Origin of the sequence: Micromonospora sp. WMMD754, assembly GCF_049315235.1 — a bacterium.
Lineage (GTDB): Bacteria > Actinomycetota > Actinomycetes > Mycobacteriales > Micromonosporaceae > Micromonospora > Micromonospora sediminicola.
The window spans coordinates 2730395-2747360 of record NZ_CP186058.1; the positions used below are offsets into that span (position 1 = coordinate 2730395).

The 16966-nt window shown below is 74.2% G+C and carries 16 protein-coding genes; 6 read left to right on the forward strand and 10 right to left on the reverse strand.

Features of this window, described 5'->3' with window-relative positions:
* Positions 1-414: 414 nt before the first annotated feature.
* The 4 genes from ACN27B_RS13425 to ACN27B_RS13440 all read right to left on the reverse strand — a co-directional run bounded on the left by ACN27B_RS13425 (position 415) and on the right by ACN27B_RS13440 (position 3509).
* Positions 415-606 (reverse strand): general stress protein CsbD, encoded by a 192-nt coding sequence (locus ACN27B_RS13425; protein ID WP_091582568.1) that lies wholly within the window; start codon positions 604-606, stop codon positions 415-417.
* A gap of 228 nt (positions 607-834) precedes the next feature.
* The gene (locus ACN27B_RS13430) at positions 835-1554 is read right to left on the reverse strand and encodes a hypothetical protein (protein WP_099162664.1); all 720 of its coding nucleotides are present in this window, start codon (positions 1552-1554) and stop codon (positions 835-837) included.
* A gap of 128 nt (positions 1555-1682) precedes the next feature.
* A complete protein-coding gene (locus ACN27B_RS13435) occupies positions 1683-2690 on the reverse strand; it encodes a hypothetical protein (protein ID WP_422745219.1) in 1008 nt (335 codons plus the stop codon).
* 162 nt (positions 2691-2852) lie between these two features.
* Positions 2853-3509, reverse strand: a complete 657-nt coding sequence (locus tag ACN27B_RS13440) for a 4'-phosphopantetheinyl transferase family protein (protein WP_422745221.1) — start codon at positions 3507-3509, stop codon at positions 2853-2855.
* Between the two features lie 179 nt (positions 3510-3688).
* Between ACN27B_RS13440 and ACN27B_RS13445 the strand changes: the two genes are divergently transcribed.
* Complete coding sequence (locus tag ACN27B_RS13445; RefSeq protein ID WP_342672788.1) at positions 3689-3907, forward strand: hypothetical protein; 219 nt, start codon at positions 3689-3691, stop codon at positions 3905-3907.
* Between the two features lie 59 nt (positions 3908-3966).
* Here ACN27B_RS13445 and ACN27B_RS13450 read toward each other — a convergent pair whose 3' ends face one another.
* From ACN27B_RS13450 to ACN27B_RS13460, 3 genes are all read right to left on the reverse strand, one after another.
* Complete coding sequence (locus tag ACN27B_RS13450) at positions 3967-4740, reverse strand: peptidase (protein ID WP_422745224.1); 774 nt, start codon at positions 4738-4740, stop codon at positions 3967-3969.
* Positions 4741-4742: 2 nt separating this feature from the next.
* Entirely contained in the window at positions 4743-6032 is a 1290-nt protein-coding gene (locus ACN27B_RS13455) for a VWA domain-containing protein (protein ID WP_099162660.1), read from the reverse strand.
* A 281-nt stretch (positions 6033-6313) separates the two neighbouring features.
* Positions 6314-7999, reverse strand: a complete 1686-nt coding sequence (locus tag ACN27B_RS13460; protein WP_355526577.1) for a dolichyl-phosphate-mannose--protein mannosyltransferase — start codon at positions 7997-7999, stop codon at positions 6314-6316.
* Between the two features lie 92 nt (positions 8000-8091).
* On the opposite strand from ACN27B_RS13460, the gene rsmI reads away from it, so the two are divergent.
* Complete coding sequence (gene rsmI / locus ACN27B_RS13465; RefSeq protein WP_422745960.1) at positions 8092-8931, forward strand: 16S rRNA (cytidine(1402)-2'-O)-methyltransferase; 840 nt, start codon at positions 8092-8094, stop codon at positions 8929-8931.
* Between the two features lie 13 nt (positions 8932-8944).
* Here rsmI and ACN27B_RS13470 read toward each other — a convergent pair whose 3' ends face one another.
* Entirely contained in the window at positions 8945-9781 is an 837-nt protein-coding gene (locus ACN27B_RS13470) for a hypothetical protein (RefSeq protein WP_253865963.1), read from the reverse strand.
* 127 nt (positions 9782-9908) lie between these two features.
* Between ACN27B_RS13470 and metG the strand changes: the two genes are divergently transcribed.
* Positions 9909-11711: a methionine--tRNA ligase gene (gene metG, locus ACN27B_RS13475; protein ID WP_099162658.1), complete on the forward strand. Its 1803-nt coding sequence runs from the start codon at positions 9909-9911 to the stop codon at positions 11709-11711.
* A gap of 57 nt (positions 11712-11768) precedes the next feature.
* Here metG and ACN27B_RS13480 read toward each other — a convergent pair whose 3' ends face one another.
* Positions 11769-12620, reverse strand: coding sequence for an alpha/beta fold hydrolase (locus ACN27B_RS13480; protein ID WP_422745227.1), 852 nt, complete (start codon positions 12618-12620; stop codon positions 11769-11771).
* A 60-nt stretch (positions 12621-12680) separates the two neighbouring features.
* Positions 12681-13925 (reverse strand): hypothetical protein, encoded by a 1245-nt coding sequence (locus ACN27B_RS13485; protein ID WP_422745229.1) that lies wholly within the window; start codon positions 13923-13925, stop codon positions 12681-12683.
* An 81-nt stretch (positions 13926-14006) separates the two neighbouring features.
* Between ACN27B_RS13485 and ACN27B_RS13490 the strand changes: the two genes are divergently transcribed.
* The 3 genes from ACN27B_RS13490 (at position 14007) to ACN27B_RS13500 (ending at position 16904) form a co-directional block, all read left to right on the forward strand.
* Positions 14007-14915 (forward strand): TatD family hydrolase, encoded by a 909-nt coding sequence (locus ACN27B_RS13490; protein WP_422745231.1) that lies wholly within the window; start codon positions 14007-14009, stop codon positions 14913-14915.
* Positions 14916-14996: 81 nt separating this feature from the next.
* Positions 14997-15866 carry a 16S rRNA (adenine(1518)-N(6)/adenine(1519)-N(6))-dimethyltransferase RsmA gene (gene rsmA / locus ACN27B_RS13495; RefSeq protein ID WP_099162655.1) on the forward strand — a complete coding sequence of 290 codons (870 nt, stop codon included), beginning with the start codon at positions 14997-14999 and terminating at the stop codon, positions 15864-15866.
* A gap of 84 nt (positions 15867-15950) precedes the next feature.
* Entirely contained in the window at positions 15951-16904 is a 954-nt protein-coding gene (locus ACN27B_RS13500; protein WP_099162654.1) for a 4-(cytidine 5'-diphospho)-2-C-methyl-D-erythritol kinase, read from the forward strand.
* Positions 16905-16966 lie beyond the last annotated feature (62 nt).

Sequence of the window (16966 nt, forward strand, 5' to 3'; positions counted from 1 at the left end):
GAGAGTCGGCGCCACCACGACTGCCTCGGCGTCGGGTACGTCGGGCCGAACGGAACGGGCCCGGGGTGGTGCGGTGATGGGTTCGTCACGCACCACAGTCTGCTGGCGCGCGCAACGATTGCCAGCGGTCAATCGGAGCGCTCCCAGGCGACGCTCCGGCAGCAGGTCAAAACGTTGAGTCGCGGGATCCGGACCAACCGGCGGGACCCGTGCGCGCCCGGCCGACCAGCAACTCCGGCCGGTAGGTCGCACGCCGCCCGCCCGTCCGACAGACACCCGACCGATCGGCCCGGCCGACCCCGCCCCACCTACCCCAATCGTCGCCTTCCCGGGGCGGGCTGCCGCAGATCTTGGTACGAAATGGCCCTCAGGGGGGCCGTTTCGTACCAAGATCTCAAGCGGGCCGAGAGTCGGTCAGCTGGAGAAGTCGTCCCGGGCGTCGCGGGCGTCTTCCTGGACGTGTTCGCCGGGCCGATTGCCTCGGACCTCGTCCAGCTCCCGCACGCGGTCGGCCTCGGCGCGTTCGTCCCGGTTCAGGTTGCCCAGCTGTGCCCGCGCCGGGCCGGCCAGGTCCTCCAGGTCGTCCTTCGCACGCTCGACGCTCATCGCCGCCTCCCCGGATCGTCGCGCGGCCACCGTCGCCGCCTGTCCCGGCCGCGTCCCCGCTGGCCCGGGCGGCAAACCCGCGCTCCATGCGGCCGGGCGGCGCCTCCGCGCACCCACTCGCCCGGGCGGCACTCACCGCACCGGTCGGCGAGCCAGCGCGTCCAGCGCGCCCGTCCGCGACTCCCGGCGTCCACCACGCCCGGTCCCGGCGGTGCGGGGTGGGGGCGGCTACCCGGGCGGCAGAGCGGCGGTCAGGTCGGCGGCGTGCCGCAGCGTGTCGGCCAGCCGGTCGCGCAGTTCCTCGTCCAGCGGCACCGCCCCGGCCCGGCGCAGCCACTCCCGCGCGTCCTCCGGCCGGTCGAGCACCAGGGCCAGCTCGGCGCGGTAGACCAGCGCCTCGACGTGCGTGGCCGGGTCGTCGGCGGCGTCCGGTCGGGCCAGCGCGCCGTCGAGGATCCGGACCGCCTGATCCGGTCGGCCGCGCGAGTCGGCCTGCACCACGGCGTTGCGCAGCGCGCGGGCCAACCCGCCCCGGTCGTCGTCGGTGTCGGGCGCGGTGGCGCGGCCCACGAACCGGATCCAGTTGCCGCCGGGGTCGACGATGCTGAACCCGGAGTGCCCGTCCTGGTTGGCCCGGGGTCGGGGCCGGGTCATCCGGGGCACGCCGGAGACGAGCACCTTCCCGTAGGCGGCGCGCAGGCCCGCGGCGAAGGCGCGGTGGATGGCGACCAGGTCGTCCACCACGACCAGACAACTGCCGTACGAGGTGGCCGGGTCGAACTCGGGCATGCCGAAGAAGTGCAGGTTCAGGTCGTCCCGGCGCAGGGCCAGGTAGGGGTTCGGCCGCGCCTGCCGGTGCGTGACCTGGAAGCCGAGGGCCTGGTAGAAGGGCGCCACGTCGTCCAGGGAACGACACGGCAGCAGCGGGATCGTGGTCTCGTGAGCCATGCGCCGAGCGTGGCAACCGGCGGTGGGCACATGCACATGGAAATGTCCGGACGGCCCGGCGGGACCGCCCGAACGGACACGGGGGCCGGTCCCGGAGGGGACCGGCCCCCGTGCGGGGTCACGCGGGGTCAGGGCTTCCAGGACCCGGCGGTACGCAGGTGGTGCTCGTACTCGACGACGCCGTTCTGGTCCTTCACGTCGAAGATCAGCTGGCCGCTGCGCTTGGAGCCGGTGGGCAGGTTGTTGCCCGAGGTCATCAGCTTGCCGCAGCCGGAGAAGGCGCCACCGATGCCGTTCTCCTCGGTGCCGTCCGCCGCCTTCCAGGTGAAGAAGAACGGGTTGATCGACCCGGTGCCCTTGGTGACCTCGGCGGTCACGTCGGCGATCAGGAAGGTGCCGTTCTTCGGGCCCGGCATGAACTCCCGGCACGCGGCGCTCTTGGTTCGGAAGTTGCCGACGGTGATCTCGACGGTGCCCTCGTCGTCGTTGACGATCAGCTTGTCGCCGGCGGGCATGTTGAAGGTCTTGTCGTCGGTCGTGCCCGGCTGCGGCGTGCTGGAGGTGTCGCCGGTCGGGGTGTCACCGATCGGGTTGCTGTAGGTGACGCCCGGGGTGGGCAGCGTGTCGATCGCTTCCTTGGTCTTCTTCGCGCCACTGTAGATCGCGAAGATGCCACCGCCGCAGCAGAGCAGCAGCATGACCGCCGCCACGATGCCGACCGTGATCCAGACGTTCTTGCTGGACTTCTTGGCCGGCGGCCCGAACGGCTGCCCCGGCGGGGGCGGGTACGGCCCGGACGCCGGGTACTGCCCGGGCGGCGGCGGGTAGGGCGGCTGCCCACCGGGCGGCGGGTAGCCACCCGGCGGCGGGTACGCGCCACCCGGCGGCGGATACGGCGCGCCCGAGGCCGGCGGCGCGGGCGGGTACGCCTCCGTCGGCGCGGGCGGCTGGTACGACGGGTACGCCTCGGTGGGCGCGGCCGGCGGCTGGTACGACGGGTACGCCTCGGTCGGCGCGGGCGGCGGCGGGTACGGCGCGCCGGAGGTCGGCGGCTGCGGAGCGTACGGCGCGCCCGAGGTCGGCGGCGTGCCCGGGGCGGGCGGCGGCGCGTACGGGCTGCCCGACACCGGCGGCATCGGCGCGGTGGGAAACGCCTGTGTGGGCGGTTCCGGCGGCTGCTGGTTCGGGTCCTGAGACCCGGACGGAGGCTGAGGGTGGCTCACCGTACTCCTTGGGCACCTTCGGGATTTTCAGTCGGAACGACGGTACAAGCCGGCGGCAACCAGACCGTCAGGCCCTCACCGACGTGGCAGAACGGCGGCGGTGCGGACCAGATCGTCGTCGACGGCGAACCGACCGGTCATCGAGGTCGGCGGATCGGCCACCGGAGCGGCGGCGAGCCGGGCCGGAGCGATCTCCGCCCGGAACGTCCCCGCGTCGAGGTCGAGCGTGACCCGTGCGTCGGGGAAGCCCAGCCAGGTGCCGACGACCGGGTGCCAGATCTTGTAGACGGTCTCCTTGGCGCTGAACACCACCGTCGGCCAGGGCAGCCCGGCGGGCAGGCGGGCCAGCTCCGCCTCCTCGTCGGGGCGGCACACCTTCCGCCGTACGCCGGGGGAGAGCGCCCGGTGGCGCTCGGCGTCGATGCCGACCGCGCGCAGGTCGGCGGCGCGGGCGACGGCGGCGGCGCAGTAGCCCTCGGTGTGGGTGATCGCGCCCACCACACCGGTCGGCCAGACCGGGGCGCGGTCGGGGCCGGCGGGCACCGGCGTGGGCGGCAGCCCGAGCGCGGCGAGCGCCCGGCGGGCGCACATCCGGCCGGCGGTGAAGTCACGCCGGCGGCTGGGCACCGCGCGGTCGCCCAGCCCGGCCAGCTCGGCCGGCAGCAGCTCGCCGGACCAGTCGGCCGGGCCGGCCACCGCCACGGCGACGGTGGACGGCAGCAGGTCACGCACGAGCGTCGGTGGGTGACGGGGACACTCGGTGAACGTACCGTAACGCGGGAGCGTGCTGCGGCGCTGAACCAACGTCGCGGGGGAGGCAGCGTCCACACACCACTGGTACGAACTGGAAGGAGTCGCCGATGACGCCCGGTGCGGAGGCGTCGGAACCACGGGCCGGCGAACATGTCCCCGTGACCCCCGACTGGACCTGCGGCTCGTGCGGCGACGACTGGCCGTGCGCCACGAAACGCCACCATCTGCTGCACGAGTACGAGGTCGACCGGGCGTCGTTGAGCGTCTACCTCGGCTCGTGTCTCGCCGCCGCCACGCACGACCTGCGCGCCGCGCCGGTCACCGCGCTCCAGGACCGGTTCATCGGATGGGTGCCCCGCGGCCCGCGGACGTTCTAAGCAGCCCGGCGCTCCCGGTGGCCGCCGCGTCGGGTGCACGACGGCCACCGGTCGCGGTTCTAGGGGCGGCGGGGCCGGCGGGTGAGGGCGAAACCGGCCACGCCGGCCACGGCGGCGAGCACACCGCCCACGCCGGTCCAGACCCAGCGCGAGCCGGCCTCGGGGAGCCAGCCGGTCAGGTCGGTCTCCTCCTCGGCCACCGGCTCGGGCGTCGGCTCGGCGGTCAGCAGCGTCCCGGCCCGCGTGTTCGGCACCAGGGGCGCGGCCAGCTCACCGTCGTCGCCGGAGGCGCCGCCGGAGTCGGCGGCGCCGACCAGCATGTCCACCTCGATCGGCAGACCGAGGTCCGGCTCGGGCAGGTCGGTGACGGAGAGCCGGACGTAGTAGGTGCCGGGCAGGGGGTCGCCCGACCACGGCTCGGCCCACGGCCGCACCCGCCGCAGCGTGCAGCCGAGCGTCACGCTGGTCGCCGCCGGGTCCGCGGTGGGGGTCTGCGCGCCGGCCGTGCAGGCCTGCCGGCGGCGCAGTCCGTCGAAGACGTCGACCGTCCAGGTGGACGCGCCGCTGCGTCGCTTGGGGAAGGTGACCGTGACGCCGACCTCGTGGACCTGGCCGGCGTCGGCGCGGAACGACCAGTACAGGTGGTCGCCGGTGGAGGCGCCCACCCGTACCGGCTGGCCGGCCGTGACGGTGGTGGCGGTGAGGAACGAGGTGCCGGCCTTGGTCACGGTGGTCGCGCCCGGCGACGGGCTGGGGGCGGCGAGGGCCGCGGCCGGGGTGAGGGCCAGGCCCGCGGCGGCCGTCGCCGCCGCGAGGCGAATCGGGGTACGCATCCTCAGTTCTCCCTCCACGTGGCCACCCACCAGCGGGTGAGCAGGCCGGCGAGCAGCCCGGTGACCAGGCCGGCCACGGTGAGCAGGAGCAGCAGGACCCAGCCTCGGCCAAGGTCCGGCCCGTCCGGGGCGGGGGAGGCGGCGACCACGTCCACGGTCAGCTCGACCGGCATCCCCGGTTCGGCCCGGGTGCCGGCCCGGGCCGCGAACGAGTTGCTGACCACCAGGCAGACGGTCCGCGCGGCCTGCGTCCCGTCGGGGGTCGGCTCCGGGCTCGCCGCGTCCTCCTCCTCGGCGGCCGACCAGCGCAGGCCGGCCGAGACCACGTCGGTGCGCCCGCTGCCGGCGTCGACGCCGCGGACCAGCTCCCGCCCGTCCGGCGCGGTGGCCCGCAGCAGCACGCCGTAGTCCGGGTTGACCGGGCGGTCCAGCGCGACGCTGACCGAGGCGCGCAGCTCCTGCCCGGGGCGCACCGGCACGCGGTACCAGCGGTGCTCGGAGAACTTCTCCCGGTCGCTGTAGACGCCGGGTGCGAGCAGCGGCGCGCCGTCGCAGGCCGCCGCGCCGCCGACCACGGCCGGGGTGGCCGTGTACGTGTCCCGGGCCCGGTCGACCAGTTGCTTGATCCGGCCGGTCAGCTCGTCGGCGCTCTGCGCCGCCGTGTACGTGCCGCCGGTCGCGCCGGCGATGCAGAGCAGCTGCCGGCGTACCTTCTCGTCCGGGGCCAGGCCCAGCGTGTCGACGACGAGCCGGGTGCCCTGGGCGGCCAGCTCGCGGGCGACCTCGCACGGGTCGGGCGGCGCACAGGTGTCCTCGCCGTCGGTGATCAGCACGATCCGCCGGGCGGTGCTGCCGGTGCCCAGGTCCTGCGCGGCGGAGCGCAGCGCGAGACCGACCGGGGTGAAGCCGGTCGGTCGCAGCCCGGCGACCGCGGCCTTGGCCGCCGCGCGGTCCACCGGGCCAACCGGCACGATCTGCTGCGTGTCCAGGCAGCCCTGTTTCTTGTCCTTGCCCCGGTAGGTCGCGCCGAGCACCCGGATGCCGAGCTGTGTCTCGTCGGGCAGGCCGTCGACCACCTCGTTGAACGCCTGCTGGGCGACGGAGATCCGGCTGCGCCCGTCGATGTCGCGGGCCCGCATCGAGCCGCTGACGTCGAGGACCAGCTCGACCTTGGGCGGCTCGGCGGCGGGTTCGGTGGTCTCGTCGTCGGCCCCGGCGGGGCTCGGACCGATCATCGCGGTCGCCGCCAGCAGTCCGATGAGGACGGCCGTCGATCGTCTCTTGTTGATCACCGGGCGAAGTGTAGTGAGATCCACTTAGGAAGATCATCCGGGTCGGCCCCTCCCCGGGCGCCCCTCCGTCGGCCCCGCTGAGCTTCCGGAAGATGACCCACCGTTAGCTGCCCGATGTAAACCTTTCGGGGGGTGGCGCATTGGTCGGAAATCTGACCGACCCGCACCCGTTGTGCCGCTGCCGGAGTGTGGTTAAGCTCTGTCTTGCGCGCCCCAATCGCCCGCTTCCCCCGTGGCAGGCGATCGGGGCGCGCTTTTTCGTGCCCCCCGTTCGGCCGGGGTCAGATCCAGCGACCGTCCAGCCACATCCGGGCGGACCAGTCGGCATAGGGCAGCAGCCGCCCGACGAACACCGGATAGAAGTAGCCGAAGCAGAGCGCCACCAGCAGCACGTAGGCGCCCGCGATGATCCCGCCCACCAGCCGTCGGTCGCCGACCTGCTCGGCGCTCGGTGGCGGCGCCGTTGCGGAGACCGGTGCGGGGGTCGCGATCGCGCCGAGCACGTAGACCACCGCGAGCACCAGGAACGGCACCGCCGGCGCGGCGTAGAACGAGAACATCGTCCGCCCGTCCAGCGCGAACCAGAACCAGGGCAGCAGGCCGGCGGCCACGCTGAGCAGGATGGCCCCGGCCCGCCAGTCGCGCCGGGCCAGACCCAGCCAGACGGTCGCGGCCAGCGCCGGCAGGAACGACCACCAGAGCAGCGGGGTGCCCAGCAGCAGCACCTCGGAGGCGCAGCTCGACGCGCCGCAGTTGCCGTCGCCGGACCAGTAGAACGCCACCGGCCGGCCGAGCAGCAGCCACTGCCACGGCCAGGACTGGTACTTGTGCGGGTCGTCGAGCTGGGTGTGGAAGCCGTACGCGGCCTTGTGGTATTCCCACAAATTGATCAGGGGACCGATGACCGGGGTGTCGCTCAGCCCGGGGGTGTTCGGGTAGCGGGCGGCCAGGCGGTAGTAGCCGTCGTCGCTGAGCAGCCACCCCGACCAGGTCGCCACGTAGGTGGCCACCATCAGCACGCCGGCCACCAGCAGCCAGGGCAGCTCGTCGAGGACCGCGTCCCGCCACGGGTGACGGACCCCGGCCGACCGGCGGACCCCGACCTCCCAGAGCAGCACCAGCAATGCGAACGCCGGCACGAAGTAGAGCCCGCTCCACTTCACCGCGCAGGCGCAGCCGAGCAGCACCCCGGCCGCGAACCGCCACCACGGCCAGTCCCGCCAGCCCGACGCCGGCCGCCCGGCCCGCCCCCGCAGCGTCGGGTCGAGACCCGCCTCCAGCGCCCGCGCCCACCGCCGCCGTCGGGCGTCCCGGTCGAGCACCAGCGCGCCGAACGCGGCCAGCACGAACAGCAGCAGGAAGATGTCGAGGATGGCCGAGCGGGACAGCACCAGGTGGAAGCCGTCCAGCGCGAGCAGCAGGCCGGCCGCGCAGCCGAGCACCGTGGACCGGAACATCCGCCGACCGATGCGTACCAGCAGCAGCACCGACACCGTGCCGGCCAGCGCCGCGCCGAAGCGCCAGCCGAACTCCGGGGCGGTCGTCACGAGGTGCCCCGGCACGGAGATGTTGGTCTCCGCGTCCTGGTAGCCGAAGGCCCACTCGCCGAGCCCGATCAGCCACTTGCCCAGTGGCGGGTGGACCACGTACGACGGGCCGTTGTCCTTGTAGTTCCACTCGACCCCGCGGTCGATGAGCCCGTACGCGTCCTTGGCGTAGTAGGTCTCGTCGAAGATCTTGCCCGGCGGGTGGCTGAGCCCGACGAAGCGCAGGATCGCGGCGATCGCCACCACCACCGCGGTGGCCAGCCAGGCCTGCCCCCGACCGATGCGGTCGTCGACGGTGGCGAGCCGGCGGCGGACGGCGGCCGGGATCCCACCCCCGCCGGTGTCGCCCGGGGAGCCGGTGGCCCGGTCGTCGGGAGAAAGCTCGGCGTTCGCGCTCTGTGCTGTCGACGCACTCGTCACCCGGCGATCGTAGGCTGCGAGGGTGCCCGGTGGCGTACGTCGTCTCCGAAATTGGTACGACCGTCGATGAGGGAGCGCACGCCGTGGGTGAAATGTCCGAGGTCGGGCGACTGGTGCTGCTCGGTGCGCCACTGGGCAACCCGGCCGACGCGTCCGCCCGGTTCCGCGAGGCGCTCGCCACCGCCGACGTGGTCGCCGCCGAGGACACCCGGCGGCTCACCCGGCTGGCCCGCGACCTGGACGTCACGGTGCCCGGCCGGATCGTCTCCTACTTCGAGGGCAACGAGGAGCGGCGTACCCCCGAACTGGTCGACGTGCTGACCGCCGGTTACACGATCGCCCTGGTCACCGACGGCGGCATGCCGAGCGTCTCCGACCCCGGCTACCGGCTGGTCCGCGCCGCGCTGGACGCCGGTGTCCCGGTGACCGCGGCCCCCGGGCCGAGCGCGGTCACCACCGCGCTGGCGCTGTCCGGGCTGCCCTGCGACCGGTTCTGCTTCGAGGGTTTCCTGCCCCGCACCCCCGGCGCCCGACGGTCCCGGCTGCGCGCGCTCGCCGCCGAGGAGCGCACGCTGGTGCTCTTCGAGGCGCCGCACCGGATCACCGGGGCGCTGGCCGACCTGGCCGAGGCGTTCGGTCCGGACCGGCCCGCCGCGCTCTGCCGGGAGCTGACCAAGACCTACGAGGAGGTGGTCCGCCGGCCGCTCGGCGAGCTGGCCGAGTGGGCCGCCGCGGGCGACGTGCGTGGCGAGATCACGTTGGTGGTGGCCGGCGCGTCACCGCAGCCGGCGGCCCGGCCGGACGACGAGACGCTGCGCGCCGCGGTCGACGAGCGCGAGGCGGCCGGGACGTCCCGGCGGGACGCGATCACCGAGGTCGCGACCGCCTACGGGCTGCGTCGCCGCGAGGTCTACGAGATCGTGCACCGCTGATCGGCGGCCCGCCTCACCAGGCGGCGGCGAGGAAGCCGACGGTGATCAGCAGCGGGCCGGCCAGCGCCAGCCCCACCGCCCAGCGCCGCTGCCGCTCGTCCGCGAGCCGGGTGGCGCCGGTCCACCGGGGGATCGCGGCGGCGCAGCCCGCCACCAGGGCCAGCCCGAGCAGCCACCGCAGGTGCCGGCCGGGCCCGGTGTCCGCGTAGGCGGTGGAGCCCTGCGGCCCGGTCATCCGGGCGGGCAGCGTGCTGCCGGTGGCGGTGCGACCGGCCGGCACGCCGCTGACCCGCACGCCGTGGGCCTGGAACCGGTCGCCGTCGGCCAGGAAGATCCCCCGGCAGCGCTGGGTCAGCCCGCCCCCGACACACTCGGTGATCATTACCGTGCCGCCGGTGGAGTGCCCCACCGCCAGCCAGAACGGCCCGGCGCTCACCCAGGCGAAGAACGCGGCGAGCAGGCTCAGCGTCAGCAGCGCCGCCAGGCCGGCGGGCGGATCCGGCGGGTGGGCCGGGCGGACCGGCTCCCGGCGGGCGCGGGGGCGACCGGTCCGGCGACGCGGTTCGTCGCGCAGGGGCGTGCCGTCCCAGTGCACCTTCTCGATCGGCGCCCAGACGGCGGTGTCGTCGCCCGCCGGCGCGCCCCGGCGTTGCCACCGGGGCTGCCGCACCGGCACCCGGCGGGGCACGGCGTCCACCGGCGCCCCGGTGGTCGGCTCCACCTCGACCGGCGGATCCGTCGGGTCGAGCCGGGGCTGCGGGGCGACCGGCGCGCCGGTCGCCGGCCGCGCGGCCCGCGCGGCGGCCGCCGACGGCTCCGGTGCCGCTGGTCTACTGGTCACGACGTTCATTTCACACCGCCGCACCGGGCTCGCCGGGCAGCTCAGGCCGCGTGTCGGCGACAAATCGGGCGTACGGCGGGAACGGCCGGCCTATTGGTTCGCGGGTGCCCCGGAGCACTCACTAGGCTTGACGCTCATGAGTCACGTTCTCGCCGCGGTCGCCTGGCCCTACGCCAACGGCCCGCGCCACATCGGCCACGTATCCGGATTCGGCGTTCCCTCCGACGTCTTCGCCCGGTACATGCGGATGGCCGGCCACGACGTGCTCATGGTCTCGGGCACCGACGAGCACGGCACCCCGATCCAGGTGCAGGCCGACGCCGAGGGCGTCACGCCGCGCGAGCTGGCGGACCGCTACAACCGGGTGATCGCCGAGGACCTGCGGGCGCTGGGCCTGTCCTACGACCTGTTCACCCGGACCACCACCCGCAACCACTACGCGGTGGTGCAGGAGCTGTTCACCGGGCTCTACCGCAACGGCTACATCGTCCCGAAGGTCACCACCGGGGCGATCTCCCCGTCCACCGGCCGCACCCTGCCCGACCGCTACATCGAGGGCACCTGCCCGATCTGCGGCTACGACAGCGCGCGCGGTGACCAGTGCGACAACTGCGGCAACCAGCTCGACCCGATCGACCTGATCGACCCCAAGTCCAAGATCAACGGCGAGACGCCGGAGTTCGTGGAGACCGAGCACTTCTTCCTCGACCTCCCCGCCCTGGCCGACGCGCTGCGGCAGTGGCTCGACAGCCGGGACGGCTGGCGGCCCAACGTGCTGCGCTTCTCCCGCAACCTGCTCGACGACCTCCAGCCCCGGGCCATCACCCGCGACCTGGAGTGGGGCGTGCCGATCCCGCTCGACGGCTGGCAGGACCGGTCCGACAAGCGGATCTACGTCTGGTTCGACGCGGTCATCGGCTACCTGTCCGCCTCCATCGAGTGGGCCCGCCGCTCCGGCGACCCGGAGGCGTGGCGCAGGTGGTGGTCGACCGACGGCGAGGGGAAGGACGCCCGCTCCTACTACTTCATGGGCAAGGACAACATCGTCTTCCACTCGGTGATCTGGCCGGCCCTGCTCGGCGGCTACTCCGGCGAGGGTTCCCGCGACGGCGAGCCCGGCGACCTGGGCCGGCTCAACCTGCCCACCGAGGTCGTCTCCAGCGAATACCTGACCATGGAGGGGCGGAAGTTCTCCTCCTCCCGCAAGGTGGTCATCTACGTCCGGGACTTCCTGGAGCGCTACGACGCCGACGCGCTGCGCTACTTCATCGCGGTGGCCGGCCCGGAGAGCAACGACACCGACTTCACCTGGGCCGAGTTCCTCCGCCGCAACAACGACGAGCTGGTCGCCGGCTGGGGCAACCTGGTCAACCGGTCCGTGTCGATGGCGGCGAAGAACTTCGGCGCTGTCCCGCCGGTCGACCCGGCCGGGCTCACCGACGCCGACCGGGCGCTGCTGGACACCGCGAAGGCCGGCTTCGGCGTGGTCGGCGACCTGATCGCCCGGCACCGGCAGAAGCAGGCCATCGGCGAGGCCATGAAGGTCGTCGCGGAAGCCAACAAGTACCTGTCCGAGCAGGCGCCGTGGAAGCTCAAGGGCGACGACGACAAGCCCCGGATGGGCACCATCCTGCACGTCGCGCTCCAGGTGGTCAGCGACGCCAACACGCTGCTCACCCCGTTCCTGCCGCACTCCGCCCAGAAGATCCACGAGCTGCTCGGCGGCACCGGCACGCACGCGCCGATGCCGGTCATCGAGGAAGTCGACGACCTCGACGGCGGGCCGGCGTACCCGGTGCTGACCGGCGACTACACGGTCGGGGCGCGCTGGGAGTCCGTACCCCTGGAGGTGGGCCGGCCGCTCGCGGCGCCGAAGCCGGTGTTCCGCAAGCTCGACCCGTCCGTCGTGGACGAGGAACTGGCCCGCCTCGCCGGCTGACCACGCACGCGGGACCGCGGCCCCGGGGGATCCCCGGGGCCGCGGTCGTCCGCCCGGTCAGGCGGTCGCCATGCTCGGCTTGCCGATGAACTCCATGATGGCCTTGTTGACCTCCGTGGGATGCGTCCACGGCGTGCCGTGCGGCGCGCCCTTGAGCGTGACCAACTTGGCGTCGGACAGCATGTTCACCAGCCGCTGACCCGTCACCGGGTACGGCAGCACGTTGTCCTTGTCACCCTGGATGATCAGCACCGGCACGTCGATGTTCGGCAGGTCACCGCGGAAGTCGGTCTGCCAGGCGTCCACCGAGTCGTGGGTGCCCTTGGCCGACGCCTGCGCGCCGATCTGCCAGTGCGCGTGGTAGGCCTCGTCGCTGACCAGCTTGCCCCGGTTCTCGCTCGCGTTGAAGAACGCGTCGCAGAACTGGGCCAGGTAGGCGAACCGGTCCTGGATGATCGCCTTCTGGAACCCCTCGAAGAGGCTCTTGTCGACGCCCTCCGGGTCGTCGGGCGCCTTCAGCAGGTACGGCGCCAACGGGGCCATCATGACCGCTCGCTCCACCCGGTCCGACCCGTACGCGCCCAGGTAGCGGGTGACCTCACCGGTGCCCATCGAGTGCCCGATCAGGATCGCGTTGCGCAGGTCCAACTCGGTCATCAGCACGTCGAGGTCGGCGGCGAACGTGTCGTAGTCGTAGCCGAAGGCCGGCTGCGCCGAATTCCCGAAACCGCGCCGGTCGTACGTGATCACCCGGTATCCGGCGGCGAGCAGCGGACCGCTCATCTTCTCCCAGGTCGCCCCGTTGAACGGGAACCCGTGGATCAGCACGATCGGCTGACCGGAGCCGTGATCCTCGTAGTACAGGTCGATGGGTGCGGAATTCTCCGTACCGACGGTGACGAAAGGCATGTCGGAAACATCCTCCTGCGTGGGGCCTCGGACGCCCACGCCTTCCCGACCAGCCGCCGTCTATGCGCCCCGCTGCGGATACGGCAGATCCACCACCCGGTCGTCGGCCAGCTCCGCGCCCGGCGCCCACACCTCGTAGACACCCCGTTCGTGACACTGCGCCCCGGTCGCGGCCACCGCGTCCGGATCCGGACGGGACAGCCGCAACCGCGACCACCCTGCCTCCTCCCGCAGCACCAGACAGGGCACCCCACGCCAGGACGCCGCGCGCAGCCGCCGCGCCGCCGCCTCCACCGGGTAGCGGGCCGCCCGGGTCATCGCCAGCACCCGGAACCCGCCCGGCTGGTCGGCCACCGCCTCGTACTCCGTTCCGCCGTACGCGCCGACGAGCTGGGTGGAGCGCGGCGCGTCACCGGTCGGCACGTACTCCTGGTCGGCGGAGAGACCGGGCACCGCCGCCAGCAGGTGCCGCCACTGCGGGCCGGCCAGACGCAACCAGCCGCGCTGCTCCGCCTGGTAGGTGTAGAGCACGACCTCCACCCCCTCGGCCGGATAGGCCAGCAGCGTGGCGTTCGCCGGCATCGGCAGGTCGGCGAAGTCCCGGGTGACGAACTCCGGCACGAGCTGGGCGTTGCTCGGCACGAATCCGGTGCCCAGCACCGGCGGCCCGAGCCGGTCCCGCGGCGGCAGCGCGGTCAACCCCCGGTGGGCCGCGCCGACCGGGACGTCGTAGTCGGCCGGGTCGGCGGCCCGCCAGCGCAACGCGTACGCCACGTCGCCGCCCTCCGGGTCGCCGCGCAGCACCGCCATCCCCGCCGGCGTCCGCAGGTGCGCCACGTCGTGCTCCCGGTAGCAGAAACCGTGCGGCAGCCAACCCCGCACGTAACCGGCGAGCTGCCGCGCGGACAGCACCTTCACCATCCGGGTGCCCGGCCGGATCACCGCCGACGCCCGCACCGCCGCCAGCGTCGGGTCGCCGGCCGCCCCCGGCTGCTGGCTGAGCTGGTGCACGTACGCCCAACCCCGGTCCCGGTGCAGCGGCATCAGCAGCGGCGGGTCCGCGTCCTCGCTCGGTTCGGCCGCCCCGTGCACCGCGCCCACCTCGGTCGCGTGCACGAACCTGCGCCACGGGTAGGCCAGCCCGGGCCGGGGGCACCACTCGAAGCCGGGGGCCTCGTCGGCGCTGAACAACTCGTACGCGGCGCCCCGGGCGATCTCCTCGGCCGGGTGCACGCGACCGTCGTACGTCACGCGCAACCCGGTCCGCTCGGAGGCGGCCCCGCCGGTCTGGTCGGTGACGGTCACCCCGGGACGCTAAGCCGGCCAGATGTTGACCGTGTGAACAGCCGGTGGCGGTCCGGGAACGTCGGCCCCGGCGGGTGTGTGATGCTGGCCGCGATGACCGAGCAGACCGAGACCCGCAAGCAGCGCGCCGCCCGCCGCGCCGGCGAGTTCCCGCCCGCCCCCGAGCCGCTGCCCCGGCCCGTGCTGGACAGCCACACCCACCTCGACATCACCGTCGGCGAGTACGGGACGCCCGGCGGCACCACCACCACCACCGGTGACGACCCGGTCGCCGCCGCGATCGCCGTCGCCGCCCGGGTCGGGGTCGACCGGCTCGTCCAGGTCGGCGTGGACGTCGAGTCGTCCCGGTGGGGCGCCGACGTCGCCGACCGGTACGCCCCGGTGCTGGCCACCGTGGCGCTGCACCCCAACGAGGCGCCCCGCCTGGCCGACCTCGACGAGGCGCTGCGCGAGATCGAGGCGCTGGCCGGCCGGGACCGGGTCCGGGGCGTCGGCGAGACCGGCATGGACTTCTTCCGCACCGGCGACGCGGGGCGGGCCGCGCAGGAGGACAGCTTCCGCGCGCACATCGCCATCGCCAAGCGGCACGGCAAGGCGCTGGTCATCCACGACCGCGACGCCCACGCCGACGTGCTGCGCATCGTCGACGACGAGGGCGCGCCGGACACCGTCGTCATGCACTGCTTCTCCGGCGACGCCGACTTCGCCCGCGAGTGCGTCCGCCGCGGCTTCCTGCTCAGCTTCGCCGGCACCGTCACGTTCGGCAGCGCCGCCGCGCTGCGGGAGGCCGCCGCCGTCACCCCGCCGCAGCAGATGCTGGTGGAGACCGACGCCCCCTACCTCACCCCGATGCCGCACCGGGGACGGCCGAACGCGTCGTACCTGATCCCGCTGACCGTCCGGTTCCTCGCCGAGACCACCGGCGCCGACCTGGACACCCTGTGCGCGGCCATCTCCACCAACGGTGACCGCGCCTTCGGCCCTTGGTGAAAGGAGGGGGCCCTTCTTAACGCCAGGCGATAAGAAGGGGCCCTTCCTAACGGCAACGCCCAGGCGCTTACGCTACGGGGCGTGACCGGACTCCTCGGCCCGGCGGAGATCCGGGAACTCGCCGCGCGGCTCGGCGTCACGCCGACCAAGAAGCTCGGCCAGAACTTCGTGCACGACCCCAACACCGTCCGCCGGATCGTCACCGCCGCCGGTCTGACCCCGGACGACGTGGCGCTGGAGGTCGGCCCCGGGCTCGGCTCGCTCACCCTGGCCCTGCTGCCGGTGGCCGCGCACGTGCACGCCGTGGAACTCGACCCGACGCTCGCCGCCGCGCTGCCGGAGACCGCCGCCCGGTTCGCCGGCCCGGACGCCGCCCGGCTCACCGTGCACCCCGCCGACGCGCTGCGGGTCACCGCCGCCGACCTGGCCGACCCGGCGCCCACCGCGCTGGTGGCGAACCTGCCCTACAACGTGGCCGTCCCGGTGGTGCTGCACCTCCTCGCCGAGCTGCCCACGCTGCGCCACGGCCTGGTCATGGTGCAGAAGGAGGTCGCCGACCGGCTCGTCGCCGGCCCCGGCTCCAAGGTCTACGGCATCCCCTCGGTCAAGCTCGCCTGGTACGCCCGCTCCCGCTCCGCCGGCAAGGTCCCGCCGAACGTGTTCTGGCCGGTGCCCAACGTCGACTCCGGCCTGGTCGCGTTCACCCGACGCGAGCCGCCCCGCCCGGACGTACCCCGGCAGGCCGTCTTCGCGGTGGTCGACGCCGCGTTCGCCCAGCGGCGCAAGACGTTGCGGGCCGCCCTGGCCGGTTGGGCCGGCGGCGCGGACCGGGCCGCCGCGGCGCTCACCGCGGCCGGTGTCGACCCGGGCGCACGCGGCGAGTCACTCACCGTCGAGCAGTTCGCCGCCATCGCCGCGTCGGCCCCGGACGCCTCCGCCGGCGCCCAGTAGGCTGGCGCCGTTGCCCGACCCCGCCGAGGAGCTGACCGTGCAGAAGCCGTTCGACATCCGCCTGCGCCCACGGGAGCTCACCCGGTGACCGAGGCCTGGCGACCGGAGGACGAGGACGGGCAGCGGCGCGGGGCCAGCGGTCCGGTCAAGGTGCGGGTGCCCGCCAAGGTCAACCTGCATCTCGGGGTGGGACCGCTGCGCCGCGACGGCTACCACGAGCTGAACACCGTCTACCACGCGATCTCCATCTACGACGAGCTGACCGCCCGCCGCGGCGACACGCTCACCCTGACCATGGAGGGCGAGGGCGCCGGCGAGCTGGCCCTGGACGACTCGAACCTGGTGATGCGGGCCGCGCACGCCCTCGCCGGCTACGCCGGTGTCGCCCCGCACGCCCGGCTGCACCTGCGCAAGCAGATCCCGCTCGCCGGCGGGCTGGCCGGCGGCAGCGCCGACGCGGCCGCCGCGCTGGTCGCCTGCGACGCGCTCTGGGGCACCGGCCTGTCCCGCGACGAACTGGCCGGCATCGCCGCAGACCTCGGCTCCGACGTGCCGTTCCTGATCCACGGCGGCACGGCGCTGGGCACCGGCCGGGGCGAGGCGGTCAGCCCGGTGCTGGCCCGCCCCACCTCCTGGCACTGGGTGGTGGCCGTCGCCGACGGCGGCCTGTCCACCCCGGCCGCCTACCGCGAACTCGACCGGCTGCGCGACGCCGGGACCGCCGGCGAGCCGCTGGGCAGCACCGATGCGCTGCTCGGCGCGCTGCGGCAGCGGGACCCCCGGGTGCTGGCCGCCACGCTCGGCAACGACCTGCAGGCCGCCGCGCTGACCATGCGTCCCGCCCTGGCCGAGACGCTCAAGGCGGGCGAGGCCGCCGGCGCGCTCGCCGGGATCGTCTCCGGCTCCGGACCGACCTGTGTGTTCCTCGCCGCCGACGCCGCCGACGCCGGACGGATCGCCGCCGAGCTGACCGCCGCCGGGGTGTGCCGGGAGGCACGGGTCGCCCACGGCCCGGTCGCCGGCGCCCGCGTCGTCTGACGCCCCGTACCCTTGACCCAGGCGTCCCGGCCCCCGGGGCGCCTGAGTCATGAAGGGTGGGT